The organism is Sulfitobacter guttiformis, from assembly GCF_003610455.1.
In the GTDB taxonomy this organism is placed as follows: Bacteria; Pseudomonadota; Alphaproteobacteria; order Rhodobacterales; family Rhodobacteraceae; genus Sulfitobacter; species Sulfitobacter guttiformis.
On the sequence record NZ_RAQK01000002.1, the window covers coordinates 1,040,070 to 1,052,862 of the forward strand.

A 12,793-nucleotide genomic window follows, 5' to 3' on the forward strand; every position below is an offset into this window, starting at 1 on the left:
CCATAGACCCGCAACCGGGCGTCTCGTAGGCGCCAAACCGACGAGGAGACCAAGATGGTCCAGATCGCACTCACCCTACCCGACGGCAATGCACGCCACTATACCGCAGGTATTACTGCGCATGAGGTCGCAACCGACATTTCCACCTCGCTGGGCAAGAAAGCTATTAGTGCCACCGTCAACGGCCAGCATTATGACCTCGCCTGGCCCATTGAGGCGGATGCAAGCATTGCCATCCACACCATGGCAGACGAAGTGCAGGCCAACGAGCTGGTGCGCCACGACCTTGCGCACATCATGGCGCGTGCCGTTCAAGAAATCTGGCCCGATACAAAGGTCACCATCGGTCCGGTAATCAAGGACGGCTGGTACTATGACTTTGACCGCAAAGAGAGCTTCACACCAGAAGACCTCGGCCTGATCGAAAAGAAGATGAAAGAGATCATCAACGCCCGCGAGGCGGTGCGCACCGAGGTTTGGGACCGCCCACGTGCGATCGCCCATTACGAGGCATTGGGCGAGCCCTATAAAGTCGAGCTGATCGAGAGCATCCCCGGCGACGAGCCGCTTCGCATGTATTGGCATGGCGACTGGCAGGACCTCTGCCGTGGTCCACATTTGCAACACACCGGACAGGTACCCGGCGACAGCTTTAAGCTGATGTCCATCGCTGGGGCCTACTGGCGCGGAGACAGCAGCCGTCCGATGCTACAGCGTATTTACGGCGTGGCCTTCACCGGTAAGGAAAAGCTCAAGGCGCATCTTAACATGCTGGAGGAAGCAGCCAAGCGCGATCACCGCAAACTTGGCCGCGAGATGGACCTGTACCACATGCAGGAAGAGGCCCCCGGCCAGATCTTCTGGCACCCGAACGGCTGGCTGATCTATACGCAACTTCAGGATTACATGCGCCGCAAACAGCGCGCCGATGGCTATGTCGAGGTAAACACGCCTCAGGTCGTCAACCGCAAGCTTTGGGAAGATTCGGGACATTGGGAGAACTATCAGGACCACATGTTCATCGTCGAAGTAGACGAAGATCACGCGCGCGAGAAAACTGTTAACGCGCTCAAGCCGATGAACTGTCCCTGCCACGTCCAGATTTTCAACACTGGTATGAAGTCGTATCGCGATCTGCCCCTGCGCATGGCCGAGTTCGGATCGTGCAACCGCTATGAGCCGTCGGGCGCGCTGCATGGGATCATGCGTGTGCGCGGTTTTACGCAAGATGACGGACATATCTTTTGCACCGAAGACCAGATTGTGGATGAGACAGCAAAATTCATTACTTTCCTCGCGTCTGTTTATGCGGACCTCGGGTTCAACGACTGGACCATCAAACTGTCCACGCGCCCCGAAAAGCGGATCGGCAGTGACGAAAGCTGGGACCGTGTCGAGAAGGCGCTGGGCGATGCGTGTAATGCTGCCGGTCACGAGTTTGAGCTACTGCCCGGCGAAGGCGCATTTTATGGCCCGAAACTCGAATTCACACTGACGGATGCTATTGGTCGCGAATGGCAGTGCGGTACATTGCAAGTTGATCCAAACCTGCCCGAGCGGTTGGAGGCCTCTTATGTCGGTACAGACGGGGCAAAGCACCGTCCTGTCATGTTGCACCGTGCCACCCTCGGCAGTTTTGAACGTTTCATCGGTATCCTGATCGAGGAACATGCAGGCAAACTACCGTTCTGGCTGGCGCCGCGTCAGGTCGTTGTTGCGTCTATTACCTCGGATGCCGATGCTTATGTGGCCGATGTAGTGGCCGAATTGCGTGCGGCTGGTGTGCGGGCAGAGGCCGACACCCGCAACGAAAAGATCAACTATAAGGTGCGCGAGCATTCCGTTGGCAAGGTTCCTGTCATCCTCGCCGTGGGCAACCGGGAGGTAGAGGAGCGGACCGTTTCCGTCCGCCGCTTGGGCGAAAAGCAGACTTCCGTGCAAGCGCTGGTCGATGTTACAGCAGCCTTGAAACTCGAAGCAACCGCACCCGATCTGTTGTAACAATTCTCTTCAAGCCTCCCCGCGGGGGTGTGCTGATTGTTACAAAAACACCAAAACCGCCGGTTTCGCACAAGAAATCCGGCGGTTTTTCTGACAGGCCTGTGACACACTGTCTCGTGAGTAGATTTTAGTGGATGGTCCTGATTTATTAATCTCACAGAGTTAAGCACAACTTCAAAAGGGAGAAACCGAATGTCCACAACACTCAAAACCCTCGCTATCGCTGGCGTTATCGCTGCATCAGTGTCCGGCGTTGCCACCACAGCCGAAGCCGCGTCGAAAGAGAAATGCTATGGCGTGTCCCTCGCAGGCGCAAATGACTGCAAAGCGGGCCCCGGCACCACATGCGCAGGTTCTTCGGTGACTGATTATCAGGGCAATGCCTGGACGCTGGTCGATGCAGGCACTTGCACCACCATCGAGCTGCCCGCGATGGCTGACGGTTCCGCGCGCGCAGGCTCACTTGAGCCACAAGACCGCGATTTACCAGCATAGTAATTTTCCGCAGGGCCCTTCCCTATTATTACCGGGCCCTGCGGAAGTCCAAAATATACCGGTGAGCATTGTTATGTATGACCAATCCTCCCCTTCCGAGGGCCTGCCCAACGGTGTTGGCGTCGGATACAAACCCCAACATTTTAGTGATTTGTTGTCTGATCCAGGTCCTGTGGAATGGATCGAAGTTCACGCCGAAAACTATATGGGCGATGGTGGACGACCTCACGCCCAGCTGAGTGCCCTGTCCGAGCGGTTTGCCCTGTCTGTCCATGGCGTGGGACTGTCAATCGGGGGGGATCAACCGCTTGACCTTGAACATCTGGCCCGTCTGCGCAAGCTGATCGACCGCACTTCCCCCGCGCGCTTTTCCGAGCACCTTGCTTGGTCAACCCACGGGGCAGAGTACCTCAACGATTTGCTGCCCCTGCCCTACACACCGGCGACGTTGGCACGCGTTGCGAGTCATATTACACAGGTCCAGGAAACACTTGGCCGTCAGATGCTGCTGGAAAATCCTTCCAGTTACCTCTCGTTTGCCGAAAGCACACTGCCCGAGGCAGAGTTTCTCGGCGCGCTGGTGCACAAGACCGGCTGTGGCCTCTTGCTGGATGTGAACAACGTCTTTATCTCGGCGACTAACCTCGGTCTCAGCCCACATGCCTATATCGACGCCTACCCGCTTGATGCTGTGGGCGAGATCCACGTGGGTGGACATGAGCAGGACTATGATGGCCACGGCGCACCATTGCTGATCGACAGCCATGGTGCGCCGGTTGTGGACGCGGTGTGGTCTTTGCTCGATTACACCCTCGAGCGATCCGGCCCCAGACCAGTTCTGGTAGAATGGGACAGCGATGTGCCCGAGTGGCCAGTCCTGCGTGACGAGGCCGCGCGTGCGGCTACACTCCTATCCTCCTTGCAGACAGACTGATGCCGGTCACCCAAGAACAGTTCCGCGCGGCATTGCTTGATGTTGCCGCCCCTGTACCCAAGGGTTTGCTTGACGCGTGCGGCGCGCCAGCCGGTAGCCGTTATGGCGTTTACCGCAACAATGTTACCCATTCGCTGGTCGAAGCAATGAAGGTTGCATTTCCGCTAGCACGTAGTCTGCTCGGTGCACAAAATTTTGATAGCCTGATGCCAGTATTTGTACGTGCGAACCCGCCGAAATCACCCATGCTGATGCATTACGGCGTTGATTTCCCTGCTTTCCTTGAAGGCTTTCCACCTTTGAAAAAGTTGGGCTATCTCGGGGATGTGGCCCGCCTTGATCTGGCATTCCGCGCATCTTACCATGCCGCGGATGCAATGCCCTTTGATGCGACTGTCCTGCAACAAGCGCCGGAGGTCCTCACCAACCTGCGCCTGCATTTGGCACCCTCAACGATACTGATCCGTTCCCGATGGCCGCTTTTCGATTTGTGGCGGCGTGCCACGGATGCGGATGCGCCACAGCCTCGAAATGAGGGTCAGGCTGTTTTGGTGACCCGGCCTGAATATGATCCAGCTCTTAATATTTTGTCGCCAGGCGCGGCAACATGGCTCATCGCTCTGGGCAGCCTTCCTGTGGGCGAAGCTGTGGAGGCAGCAGTTGCGGCTGCACCTGAATTTGATTTTGCCGCAGCACTCACCCTCGCACTCCAATCACATGCATTCCACACACCCGAGAAGGACCATTCATGAATAAACCCCTTATCCTCTATCGCTCCCTGACCAGCTGGCTTGAGCAAGCGGACTGGCTTCTGCCGAGCGTTGCGAGGTTTTTGTTTGCAGCAATCTTGTTGATGTACTTCTGGGTGTCGGGACTGACAAAGCTGGGTGAAGGGTTTTTAGGGCTGTTTTCACCCTCAACCGGCGCATATGCACAAATTTTTCCACGTGTGATCGAAGCGGTCGGATATGACACGGATCAAATGGCGCTGTGGCAAAAATTCGTTGTACTTGCAGGCACGTGGGCCGAATTTATTCTGCCTGCGCTGATCGTTATCGGCCTTCTGACCCGTTTGGCGGCACTCGGCATGATCGGTTTTCTGGCGCTTCAAACACTTACCGACCTTTACGGCCATGGCGGGTGGGGTGACCCGCAGGTAGTGGGCGCCTGGTTTGACCGCTTTGCCGATGGCATCATCCTAGATCAGCGCGCGCTTTGGATTTTTCTACTGCTTGTCATTATTGTTAAAGGGGCCGGACCCCTTTCATTCGACCGCGCACTGGGTCCGCGCGGCTAGCCTGCTGCTTTTAACGCGGCTTCGGTTTCGGTAGACCACCCCAAAAACAGCGTCTCGTCCGCCTTTATCAGCGGGCGTTTCATCACCGAAGGATACGCTGCAATCAGATCAAGAGGGGCCGATTTGCGCGCAGCCTCGTCCAGTCCACGCCATGTTGTCGAGCGCGTATTCAACAGGCGATCGCCAAACGCCGCATAGGCCTGCGCCATCACCGCATCTGGCACCCCGTCATCGCGCACGTCGCGCAATTGCGCACCCGGCAGCGCTTTGAGCGCCTTACGGCAGGTATCGCAGTTTTTGAGACCAAATATTTCAATCATCGCCTAATTCCTCCTCAGCTCAATCACAAGATCGCCGAATTCCGCAGATTTTCCGCTCTTGTCCTTGAAATTTATCAAAAGTGAACAATTCTCTTATGCACGGGAGCGGCGAATACGCCAAGAGACCCCGTCCGCATGTGCGCGGTTCCATACTGAATAAGGAGGCTCGTAAGAGATGCCAACAGGTACAGTAAAGTGGTTTAACACAACAAAAGGTTTCGGATTTATTGCACCCGAAGGCGGCGGATCGGATGTGTTTGTGCATATCTCCGCTGTCGAGCGATCAGGTCTGACCGGACTTGCCGACGACCAAAAAGTGAGCTTCGAGATGGCAGAGGGGCGTGACGGACGCCAGATGGCATCGGACATCACTCTCCTGTGATGCCGATCCGCCGGATGTAGACGACCGTCGAAAAGCTGTGCGACCTCAAGGCGTTAATCGAATGTGCAGCCTTTTGTCCCGACAGGACAAGAGCTGCGCACGGGACGGTGTTTGCGCACGACCCTGTGTGTTTTCGCTTTCGCGACCGGATGGGCCATTGCAGACTGATACGTGATGCGCTGGTTCGGCTGGCCGCAACAGATGACACCATTGATGGTCACGGGCTGCAGTCCCGCAGGGCAATAGTTTTCGGAAGAAGCATAGGGGTAGATCTTTGTCTCTGCCGCTGCGGTATGCGGCATGGCGGTGACAAGCCCCAAAGCGGCCACAAGCACAAGTCCATTCAATTTAAACATAATCATCCCTATCTTTGATTATTCGAGGTCAGTTTTGCCAATGTCGGCGTTCAAGTCCAGCTTTTTCAGGGGCTTCGGCCTATTGCATGGCGGATGAGGGCCGCTGATGGCACAGCCACTTCGAATTTTATTAACCTAACTGCGGTTATTTTGTCGGTATGCCGAACTATATCCGACCCCGTCGCCCCGGCGCGTGTATTTTTCTTACCATCACTCTGGCGCAACGTGGGTCATCGACCCTTGTGGAGCGGATAGCGATTTTGCGCCAAGCGGTGCGCGCGACGATGGAAACAAGGCCCTTCAGAGTTGATGCTTGGGTTGTGTTGCCTGATCACATGCATTGCGTTTGGACGCTGCCGGAAGGAGACGCGGAATACAGTCAGCGGGTGCAATCGATCAAAGCGCGCTTTTCGCGTCAATTACCGATGGGACAGCGGAGGGCCAGCCATATTGCGCGGCGCGAGAAGGGAATTTGGCAGCGCAGATTTTGGGAGCACCATATACGCGATGCCGCCGATTTCGAGAACCACATCGCGTATTGTTGGCACAATCCGGTGAAACACGGGTACGTCGATGATGTCAGTGATTGGCCATATTCGTCATGGCACCGCGATCATGGGCGCAAACAGAGTGAAGCGTAGGGTGTGCATTCATGCGCACCGATGCGCGGAGTGAAAGGGCGGACGGTGCGCAATGAATGCGCACCCTACAGCTCACTCAAGATCTCCGCTTCATTAAGGAAGCGAGTAAATCAAAGTTTGCGCTAGCCAGCTCCGTACTATTACGAAAGATGTATTCGCTTATTTCCCGAACTTTCGCAGGGGAAAGCAATATCGGCCTTTTTGATTGAGCTTTGTCAGGATGTACCAATCCCAGCATCCTATGCGGTGACATAGGAATCCATAGCTCAACCTCTAGGCTACCGAGCCTATTTTTTACGCCATCATCGAGCCGGATAATTGGATAACTGCCAAGAATAAACTGCTTGTTGACAGGTGCCGTTGCCCATGCTGCCTTATGCCCATCTAAGCCAGCAAGAACTTTTTTAGATTCAGGTGCTTGTGCCCTAATACGAGCATTTTTCACCATTTGCTCTTTTTCTTCATCGCTTTTCTGCGACAAAAACAGTCGAAGCGCTGTCGACGCTTCCTCATCAAGATCGTCGGTAAGGCGCACAAGCTGATTGCCTTCTAGGTTGCCAATGAAGTCTTTGGTCCGCTTCGCAAAAATACTAAAAATATGGTAAAGTGAATTGAGGCTATCGCCTGAAAAATGAGGTATTGAGCCACTATCAAAGATATTCTTTGCTTCTTGATCTATCCTAGCAAAAAGGTCGTCCACTTTTTGATAAAAGCCTGTTTCGACGTGCGCGGACTTCTTTCCATCCTCTTCGATTGTATAATAGTGATAATCAGAGAATATTCCCTCAACATTTCTTCGTATTGGCGCAGTCTTTTTTCCGTTTTTATAGTGATACCAAACGGCCTCACCTTCAAAACAGAAATTTCTAAGGAGCGCTTGTGGCACGTAGTGATGGTTTTTGGGTATCTTTGGTTTCTTCACCGATCAGAATCTCACTTAATAGCCCCCTCAAACTCCCGCCACTCTCCTTTACTCATGCCCGAAGTTTCCTGAGTGACCTCCTCGCCCTTCAACATCCGGCGCACACAATCCAGCGCCTTGCCTGACATCGTGGCTCCACCTAGGCGGTAGTCCTCAAACGCTCCATAAGCCGCTGGCACCCAGTCGGCGACGACTTTGCAGATTGCGTCGGCGTAGACGCGGATTTCGTATTGGGCGTGGCTGTCGGCGCGCAGGCGGAGGAAGTGGAAGAGGTTGTGCAGGTCCACTTTCCAATACCATTGGGTGTAGATGTTGGCGGGGAGGTTCATGCGGGCCAATTCTCGTGCGAGGCCGTCTTGAGGCTCTCCGTCGGGGCCGGTCTCTGCGATCATGGCCTCGTAGTTATCGTAGGCGCGGTTGGAGTCGGATTTCAGGATCTCCAAGACGCGTGCCGCTTCTGCCCCCTCAAGGACGCCGCCCCTGCCCTGATTGTTGATCACGGATTGGGCGTTGATGTGGCTTGGCTCGGGGATATAGAACTCGCGGTCCAGAATGGAGTAGCGGGCGGAGTATTCATTGACGTTCGCGGTGCGGTGGCGGATCCACTGGCGCGCAACAAAGACGGGCAGTTTAACGTGGAGTTTGATCTCGCACATCTCGAAAGGGGTCGAGTGCCAGTGGCGCATGAGGTAGCGGATCAGCCCCTCGTCGTTCTGGACGGATTTGGTGCCTTTTCCGTAAGACACACGTGCGGCCTGACAGATCGCCTCGTCGTTGCCCATGTAATCAATGACGCGGATAAAGCCGTGATCGAGAACGGGGTACGCGGTATAGAGATGGCTCTCCATCCCTTCGCTGACGGCGCGCAGGGTGGGCTGTGGGCTGGACCGCTGCTCGTCGATTTCGGCTTGTTGCTCTGGGCTGATCGGCATGATGGGGTCCTCTGGGCGCGTTTGAATGGATTCGTTGCCTACTATATCTGGCACAGGGCGTCACGGGACGCGATATGTGGTATTGTTTTTTCGCCATACCGGACCTCCTAAACGCGCGATCAGGGGGCAGTATTGTTGACAAGCGCGCGCACCACGCGTGATGGTCGGGACAACAATAAAAAATATATTCGAGGGCAGAGCATTGAGAAACCAAATTATCAGCCTCGCATTGATTGCGGGTTTGGCAGCCTGTAGCGGCGGCAACCCTTTTGACGACACGGCAGAGACCGATGGTGGCGGCACCGCTGAGGAAACGGGCGGTATCCCCGCAGTACTGGCCCAAAACCTCCAGAGTTTTTCATACAATCCGGCAGCCGGCACCCTGACTGTGACAGGGGTGCCCACGGATGACGGCGTGCTGGACGGTGTTTATCGGCGCAGGCCCGCGTTGGACCGCGCCGGATACGAGGCATATACCGCGCAGGATGGCTCGCTTGATCGCCATATCACCGCCTATGTCCGCGACATCCGTGGCACGCGGGCAATCACGATTGTGTCCGGCTCACAGTTTGAAGAGGTGGTTGCCGGCAACGCCTACAGCAACACAACCTACAGCGCACCAGCGGCGACGCAGGATGGCGGGCTCGTTACCTACGCGGGCACTTATGTCGGTCTGTTGAATGGCGGCGGATCAAACGAGGATCTTCTGGACGTTACTCCGGGCACATCTCCCTCGGTTCTGTCTGCTCAGGCCGCCGAGGTGAGAGGGCGCGCCTTGATCAATGGCGATTTTGCGGACTCGACGGTAACGGGCGCTATATTTGAGCGTGTGATCGTGGATGTAGACAGCAATTCCAATCAGGATGTGAACTCGGCCGATCCGTTTCCGTTAAACGACGTTGCCCTTGATCTGACCGATATTGCGGAAGACGGGACATTTCAGGGCGTAGCCACCTTTAACGATAGTGCCATCGGCGCATATGGCGGTATTTTTGGTGGCACAGGTGCGACTGAAGTGGCCGGTGTCGTTGTTTTGAACAACCACATAACCGGCCTGCAGGGGGTGATCGAAAATGGTGCCTTCGTGCTGAGCCAGTGCGGACAGGCCGATCAAGATCCGATTTGCACCCAACCCTTCGAGTAATGCAAGTGCAGCGCCCTTTACGCGCGCAACTGACCATGGCGATCCTGACAGGGGTCGCCATTTTTGCAGTCGCGGGCCAACCGTCGGCACAGCAAAGCGCGGAAGGCGATGTTACGATCACACTCGACGAGGCGCGGATCGTGGCGGCCAAGGCACTGCGCGATGGCGCGCCACAACTGGCAGAGCAACTCGCGCGGGGTTTGTTGCTGGCCGATGCAAAATCATCCTATGCCCATCTGGTGCTTGCCACGGCACAGACAAACATGGGCCAGACTGCGCAGGCCCGCAAATCGGCGGCAAAATCCTACCGCTATGCAAACACCAAGCCGGAGAAGTTTCAGGCGGCCGAACTTGCCGCCAAGCTGGCCTATGCTGAAAGTCGCCCCACGCAGGCACAATTGTGGCTGCGGCGTGCGGCACACAACGCGGATAATGAACAGATCGAGGAACAATTGGGCCGCGACTTCCAGCGGGTCCGCGCCGAGAACCCGTTGTCTTTTTCGATCCGCGGCGCCCTGCGCCCGTCGAGCAATGTTAACAACGGCGCTGATACCGCCCTCCAGATCATCGAAGGTGTGCCGCTCACAGGCAGTCTGAGCGGCTCTGCTCAGGCGTTAAGCGGGACAGTCGCGAGTGCTGATGCCGTCCTCGGCTACCGGTTGCGTGGCACAAAAGCCAGCCGGACCGATATTTCGGCGCGCCTTTTTGTGGGCCGTGTCGCGTTGAGTAGCGATGCAAAAGCGCTGTCCCCCACCTCCTCCAACAGTGACTTCGCCTCGACCTATGGCGCGCTGACCCTCAGCCACAGCTTTGCAGTGGGGGCGCAGGGCGGCAGTGCAAAGCTGTCGGCCAGCGCCGGACAGTTCTGGAGCGGCGGCGACCGCTATTACGATTTTACACGGCTGGATGCCGCGCGGGTTTGGCGGCTGGATGCAGCAAACAGGTTGCAAATTTCAGCCTCGGTCGAGAACCGCGACATCGTGAACTCCGCTACGAATGACGCTGTGGCAATCGGCCTCAACGCCGAGCTGACGCACACAAGGCCCGGGGGCGACACACTTGGATTCGCGTTCAACGTACTCGAGACCAGCAGCGACTCGGTGAATTCGGATTCGACCGCTCTGTCGCTCAGCGCACGCTACACATTTGCCGACCGGATCGGACCGGCACAGGTGTCCACAGGTATCGTAGTGGGAACAACCGATTATGACCGGTACTTTGCCGCACCCATATTCCTGGCCAACGGTAGACAGGACCATTCCGCGTTTGCAGATCTGAACCTGTTCTTCCCCGATATCGACTATGCCGGATTTGCGCCCACTCTCGCGCTCAAGGCGGGGCGCAAGACCTCCAACATAAGCCGCTTCGAGACACGTGAATTTTCCTTGAGTGTCGGGATCGCATCAAAATTCTGAGAACCGCTGGAAACCCCCGTGCGACATGTTAGCTTACGATCAATATGCATGCTCAGGAGGACCCAACATGCCGATCAAATACCTGCACACAATGGTGCGCGTCAAAGACCTCGATGCGTCAATCGCATTCTATAAACTGCTCGGCCTCGTCGAGCGTCGCCGCATGGAAAACGAGGGCGGGCGATTTACGCTGGTGTTCTTGTGCCCCCCCAGCATGGATGACGGCCACGCCGATGTCGAGCTGACCTATAATTGGGACGGCGATGACGGCCTGCCCTCCGACAGCCGCCATTTCGGGCATCTGGCCTACACGGTCGAGAATATCTACGAGACCTGTCAGCATCTTATGGACAACGGCGTGACCATAAACCGCCCTCCTCACGACGGGCGAATGGCGTTCGTACGCTCTCCCGACAACATTTCCGTCGAATTGTTGCAGGAAGGTGATGCGCTGGAACCGGCAGAACCATGGACCTCAAAGGGCAATACCGGCAGTTGGTAGCCCGGCGGCATCTGATCTGCGCAGTTTTCGGGGTCTGGGCGGGGCTGGCACTGGCCACCCTGCCCGCCCATGCGGCACAGTGCCGTCTGGCCCTTGCGTTGGCGATTGATGTATCCAGCTCTGTCGATGCAGTCGAAGACACACTACAGCGCAACGGCGTGGTTGCCGCGCTGACTGCACCCGAGGTCGAGCAGGCATTTTTTGCCTCCGACCTCCCCGTCGCGCTGGCAGTTTACGAATGGTCGGGGCGCTATAATCAGGAGATGATACTGGACTGGGTCATCATCGATGACCGTAGCGCATTGATCCGCGCCGCAGAAACTGTCGCTAAATCCAGACGGAGCCACAACGACTTTCCGACAGCAATGGGATACGCTTTGGGTTTTGGTGCCAATTTGTTGGCGCGCAGCCCCGACTGCCTGCGCAAAACGCTTGATATGGCAGGGGACGGACAAAGCAACGAGGGGTTTCCGCCAGCGAGTGCCTATCGGGAATTTCCTTTTCAGGACGTCACTGTGAACGGTTTGGTGGTAAACGCTGCCGATTTCGAAGGCGAGGTAGGGCTGATTGCCTTCTATCGCGGCGAAGTTTTGCATGGGCCGGGCGCATTTCTTATCATCGCGGACGGATTTGAGGACTATGAGCGTGCGATGCGGCGCAAGCTGGAGCGCGAACTGGCTCCGCCCGCAATTGGATTGCTGGAAAATTTACAGAAAGAGGATGCGGGGTGAAGGCCGCCGCTCTCGCAGCCGTGCTCGCCCTGTGTGCGGCTCCGGCGCTGGCGCAGGAGGCTTGCCGTCAGGCATTGGTATTGGCGCTGGATGTTTCAGGGTCAGTCGATGCGCGCGAATACCGGCTTCAAATTGGCGGATTGGCGCAGGCCCTTGGCAGCCCGGCAGTGCGCGCCGCCCTGATGGAGCAGCCGGAAACACCCGTTGAACTGCTGGTATTTGAATGGAGTGGCCCGCAGGACCAGATGACCCTGTTGCCATGGACGCGGATAGACAGTGCTGAAGCCCTTGATACCGTGATTGCACAACTCGCCCTGACAGAGCGCAGGGCAGAGGCAACTCCCGGTACTGCCCTTGGCGTGGCAATGGCGCATGGCGCATATCTGTTGGCCCAGCGCAGTGGATGCTGGCGTAAGACCCTTGATATTTCCGGCGACGGCAAAAGCAACCTCGGCCCCCGCCCGCGCACCACCAAACCACGGCTGGAAGGGGCCGGAATTACGATCAACGGCCTTGTCATTGGGGCGGACAATCCGGCATCAGGGGATGCACACCAACGCGAAATTGGCGAGTTATCGGCTTATTTCGCCGCCGAAGTCATCCTTGGCGCGGATGCTTTTGTAGAGGTTGCTCTGGGCTTCGAAGGCTACGCGGAAGCGATGGAGCGGAAGTTGTTGCGCGAACTGGACACACTCACACTCTCCATGCGTTAGTCCCCTTT

16 protein-coding genes are annotated in these 12,793 nt (G+C 56.6%); 12 read left to right on the plus strand and 4 right to left on the minus strand.

The annotated features are described in order from the left end of the window. The first annotated feature begins 54 nt into the window (after positions 1-54). From thrS to C8N30_RS17615, 5 genes are all read left to right on the plus strand, one after another. The gene (gene thrS, locus C8N30_RS17595; RefSeq protein ID WP_025061475.1) at positions 55-2,001 is read left to right on the plus strand and encodes a threonine--tRNA ligase; all 1,947 of its coding nucleotides are present in this window, start codon (positions 55-57) and stop codon (positions 1,999-2,001) included. A gap of 192 nt (positions 2,002-2,193) precedes the next feature. Further along, positions 2,194-2,496, plus strand: a complete 303-nt coding sequence (locus C8N30_RS17600) for a BufA1 family periplasmic bufferin-type metallophore (RefSeq protein WP_025061474.1) — start codon at positions 2,194-2,196, stop codon at positions 2,494-2,496. Between the two features lie 73 nt (positions 2,497-2,569). Next, positions 2,570-3,430 carry an MNIO family bufferin maturase gene (bufB, locus tag C8N30_RS17605; protein ID WP_025061473.1) on the plus strand — a complete coding sequence of 287 codons (861 nt, stop codon included), beginning with the start codon at positions 2,570-2,572 and terminating at the stop codon, positions 3,428-3,430. Continuing rightward, the gene (locus C8N30_RS17610) at positions 3,430-4,182 is read left to right on the plus strand and encodes an HvfC/BufC N-terminal domain-containing protein (RefSeq protein WP_025061472.1); all 753 of its coding nucleotides are present in this window, start codon (positions 3,430-3,432) and stop codon (positions 4,180-4,182) included. Before bufB ends, C8N30_RS17610 begins: the two co-directional genes overlap by 1 nt. Next, positions 4,179-4,727, plus strand: coding sequence for a DoxX family protein (locus C8N30_RS17615; protein WP_025061471.1), 549 nt, complete (start codon positions 4,179-4,181; stop codon positions 4,725-4,727). Before C8N30_RS17610 ends, C8N30_RS17615 begins: the two co-directional genes overlap by 4 nt. On the opposite strand, the gene C8N30_RS17620 is transcribed toward C8N30_RS17615, so the two are convergent. Continuing rightward, entirely contained in the window at positions 4,724-5,044 is a 321-nt protein-coding gene (locus C8N30_RS17620; protein ID WP_025061470.1) for an ArsC/Spx/MgsR family protein, read from the minus strand. The two genes, C8N30_RS17615 and C8N30_RS17620, sit on opposite strands and share 4 nt — an antisense overlap. 178 nt (positions 5,045-5,222) lie before the next feature. Here C8N30_RS17620 and C8N30_RS17625 point away from each other — a divergent pair, with 178 nt between their 5' ends. Continuing rightward, the gene (locus C8N30_RS17625; protein ID WP_025061469.1) at positions 5,223-5,429 is read left to right on the plus strand and encodes a cold-shock protein; all 207 of its coding nucleotides are present in this window, start codon (positions 5,223-5,225) and stop codon (positions 5,427-5,429) included. Positions 5,430-5,482: 53 nt separating this feature from the next. On the opposite strand, the gene C8N30_RS17630 is transcribed toward C8N30_RS17625, so the two are convergent. Continuing rightward, positions 5,483-5,785 (minus strand): hypothetical protein, encoded by a 303-nt coding sequence (locus tag C8N30_RS17630; RefSeq protein WP_037967812.1) that lies wholly within the window; start codon positions 5,783-5,785, stop codon positions 5,483-5,485. A gap of 158 nt (positions 5,786-5,943) precedes the next feature. Between C8N30_RS17630 and C8N30_RS17635 the strand changes: the two genes are divergently transcribed. Next, positions 5,944-6,426: an REP-associated tyrosine transposase gene (locus C8N30_RS17635; RefSeq protein WP_025061467.1), complete on the plus strand. Its 483-nt coding sequence runs from the start codon at positions 5,944-5,946 to the stop codon at positions 6,424-6,426. Positions 6,427-6,502: 76 nt separating this feature from the next. Here C8N30_RS17635 and C8N30_RS17640 read toward each other — a convergent pair whose 3' ends face one another. Next, a complete protein-coding gene (locus C8N30_RS17640) occupies positions 6,503-7,348 on the minus strand; it encodes a DUF4238 domain-containing protein (RefSeq protein WP_025061466.1) in 846 nt (281 codons plus the stop codon). An 11-nt stretch (positions 7,349-7,359) separates the two neighbouring features. Continuing rightward, complete coding sequence (gene thyX / locus C8N30_RS17645; RefSeq protein WP_025061465.1) at positions 7,360-8,280, minus strand: FAD-dependent thymidylate synthase; 921 nt, start codon at positions 8,278-8,280, stop codon at positions 7,360-7,362. Between the two features lie 202 nt (positions 8,281-8,482). Between thyX and C8N30_RS17650 the strand changes: the two genes are divergently transcribed. The 5 genes from C8N30_RS17650 (at position 8,483) to C8N30_RS17670 (ending at position 12,785) form a co-directional block, all read left to right on the plus strand. Continuing rightward, positions 8,483-9,424, plus strand: a complete 942-nt coding sequence (locus C8N30_RS17650; protein WP_025061464.1) for a hypothetical protein — start codon at positions 8,483-8,485, stop codon at positions 9,422-9,424. 5 nt (positions 9,425-9,429) lie between these two features. Next, positions 9,430-10,839, plus strand: coding sequence for a tetratricopeptide repeat protein (locus C8N30_RS17655; RefSeq protein ID WP_249038045.1), 1,410 nt, complete (start codon positions 9,430-9,432; stop codon positions 10,837-10,839). 67 nt (positions 10,840-10,906) lie between these two features. Next, positions 10,907-11,341: a VOC family protein gene (locus tag C8N30_RS17660; protein WP_025061462.1), complete on the plus strand. Its 435-nt coding sequence runs from the start codon at positions 10,907-10,909 to the stop codon at positions 11,339-11,341. Continuing rightward, positions 11,308-12,072, plus strand: coding sequence for a DUF1194 domain-containing protein (locus C8N30_RS17665; RefSeq protein ID WP_120222895.1), 765 nt, complete (start codon positions 11,308-11,310; stop codon positions 12,070-12,072). Before C8N30_RS17660 ends, C8N30_RS17665 begins: the two co-directional genes overlap by 34 nt. Continuing rightward, positions 12,069-12,785: a DUF1194 domain-containing protein gene (locus tag C8N30_RS17670; RefSeq protein ID WP_025061460.1), complete on the plus strand. Its 717-nt coding sequence runs from the start codon at positions 12,069-12,071 to the stop codon at positions 12,783-12,785. Before C8N30_RS17665 ends, C8N30_RS17670 begins: the two co-directional genes overlap by 4 nt. Positions 12,786-12,793: the final 8 nt, after the last annotated feature.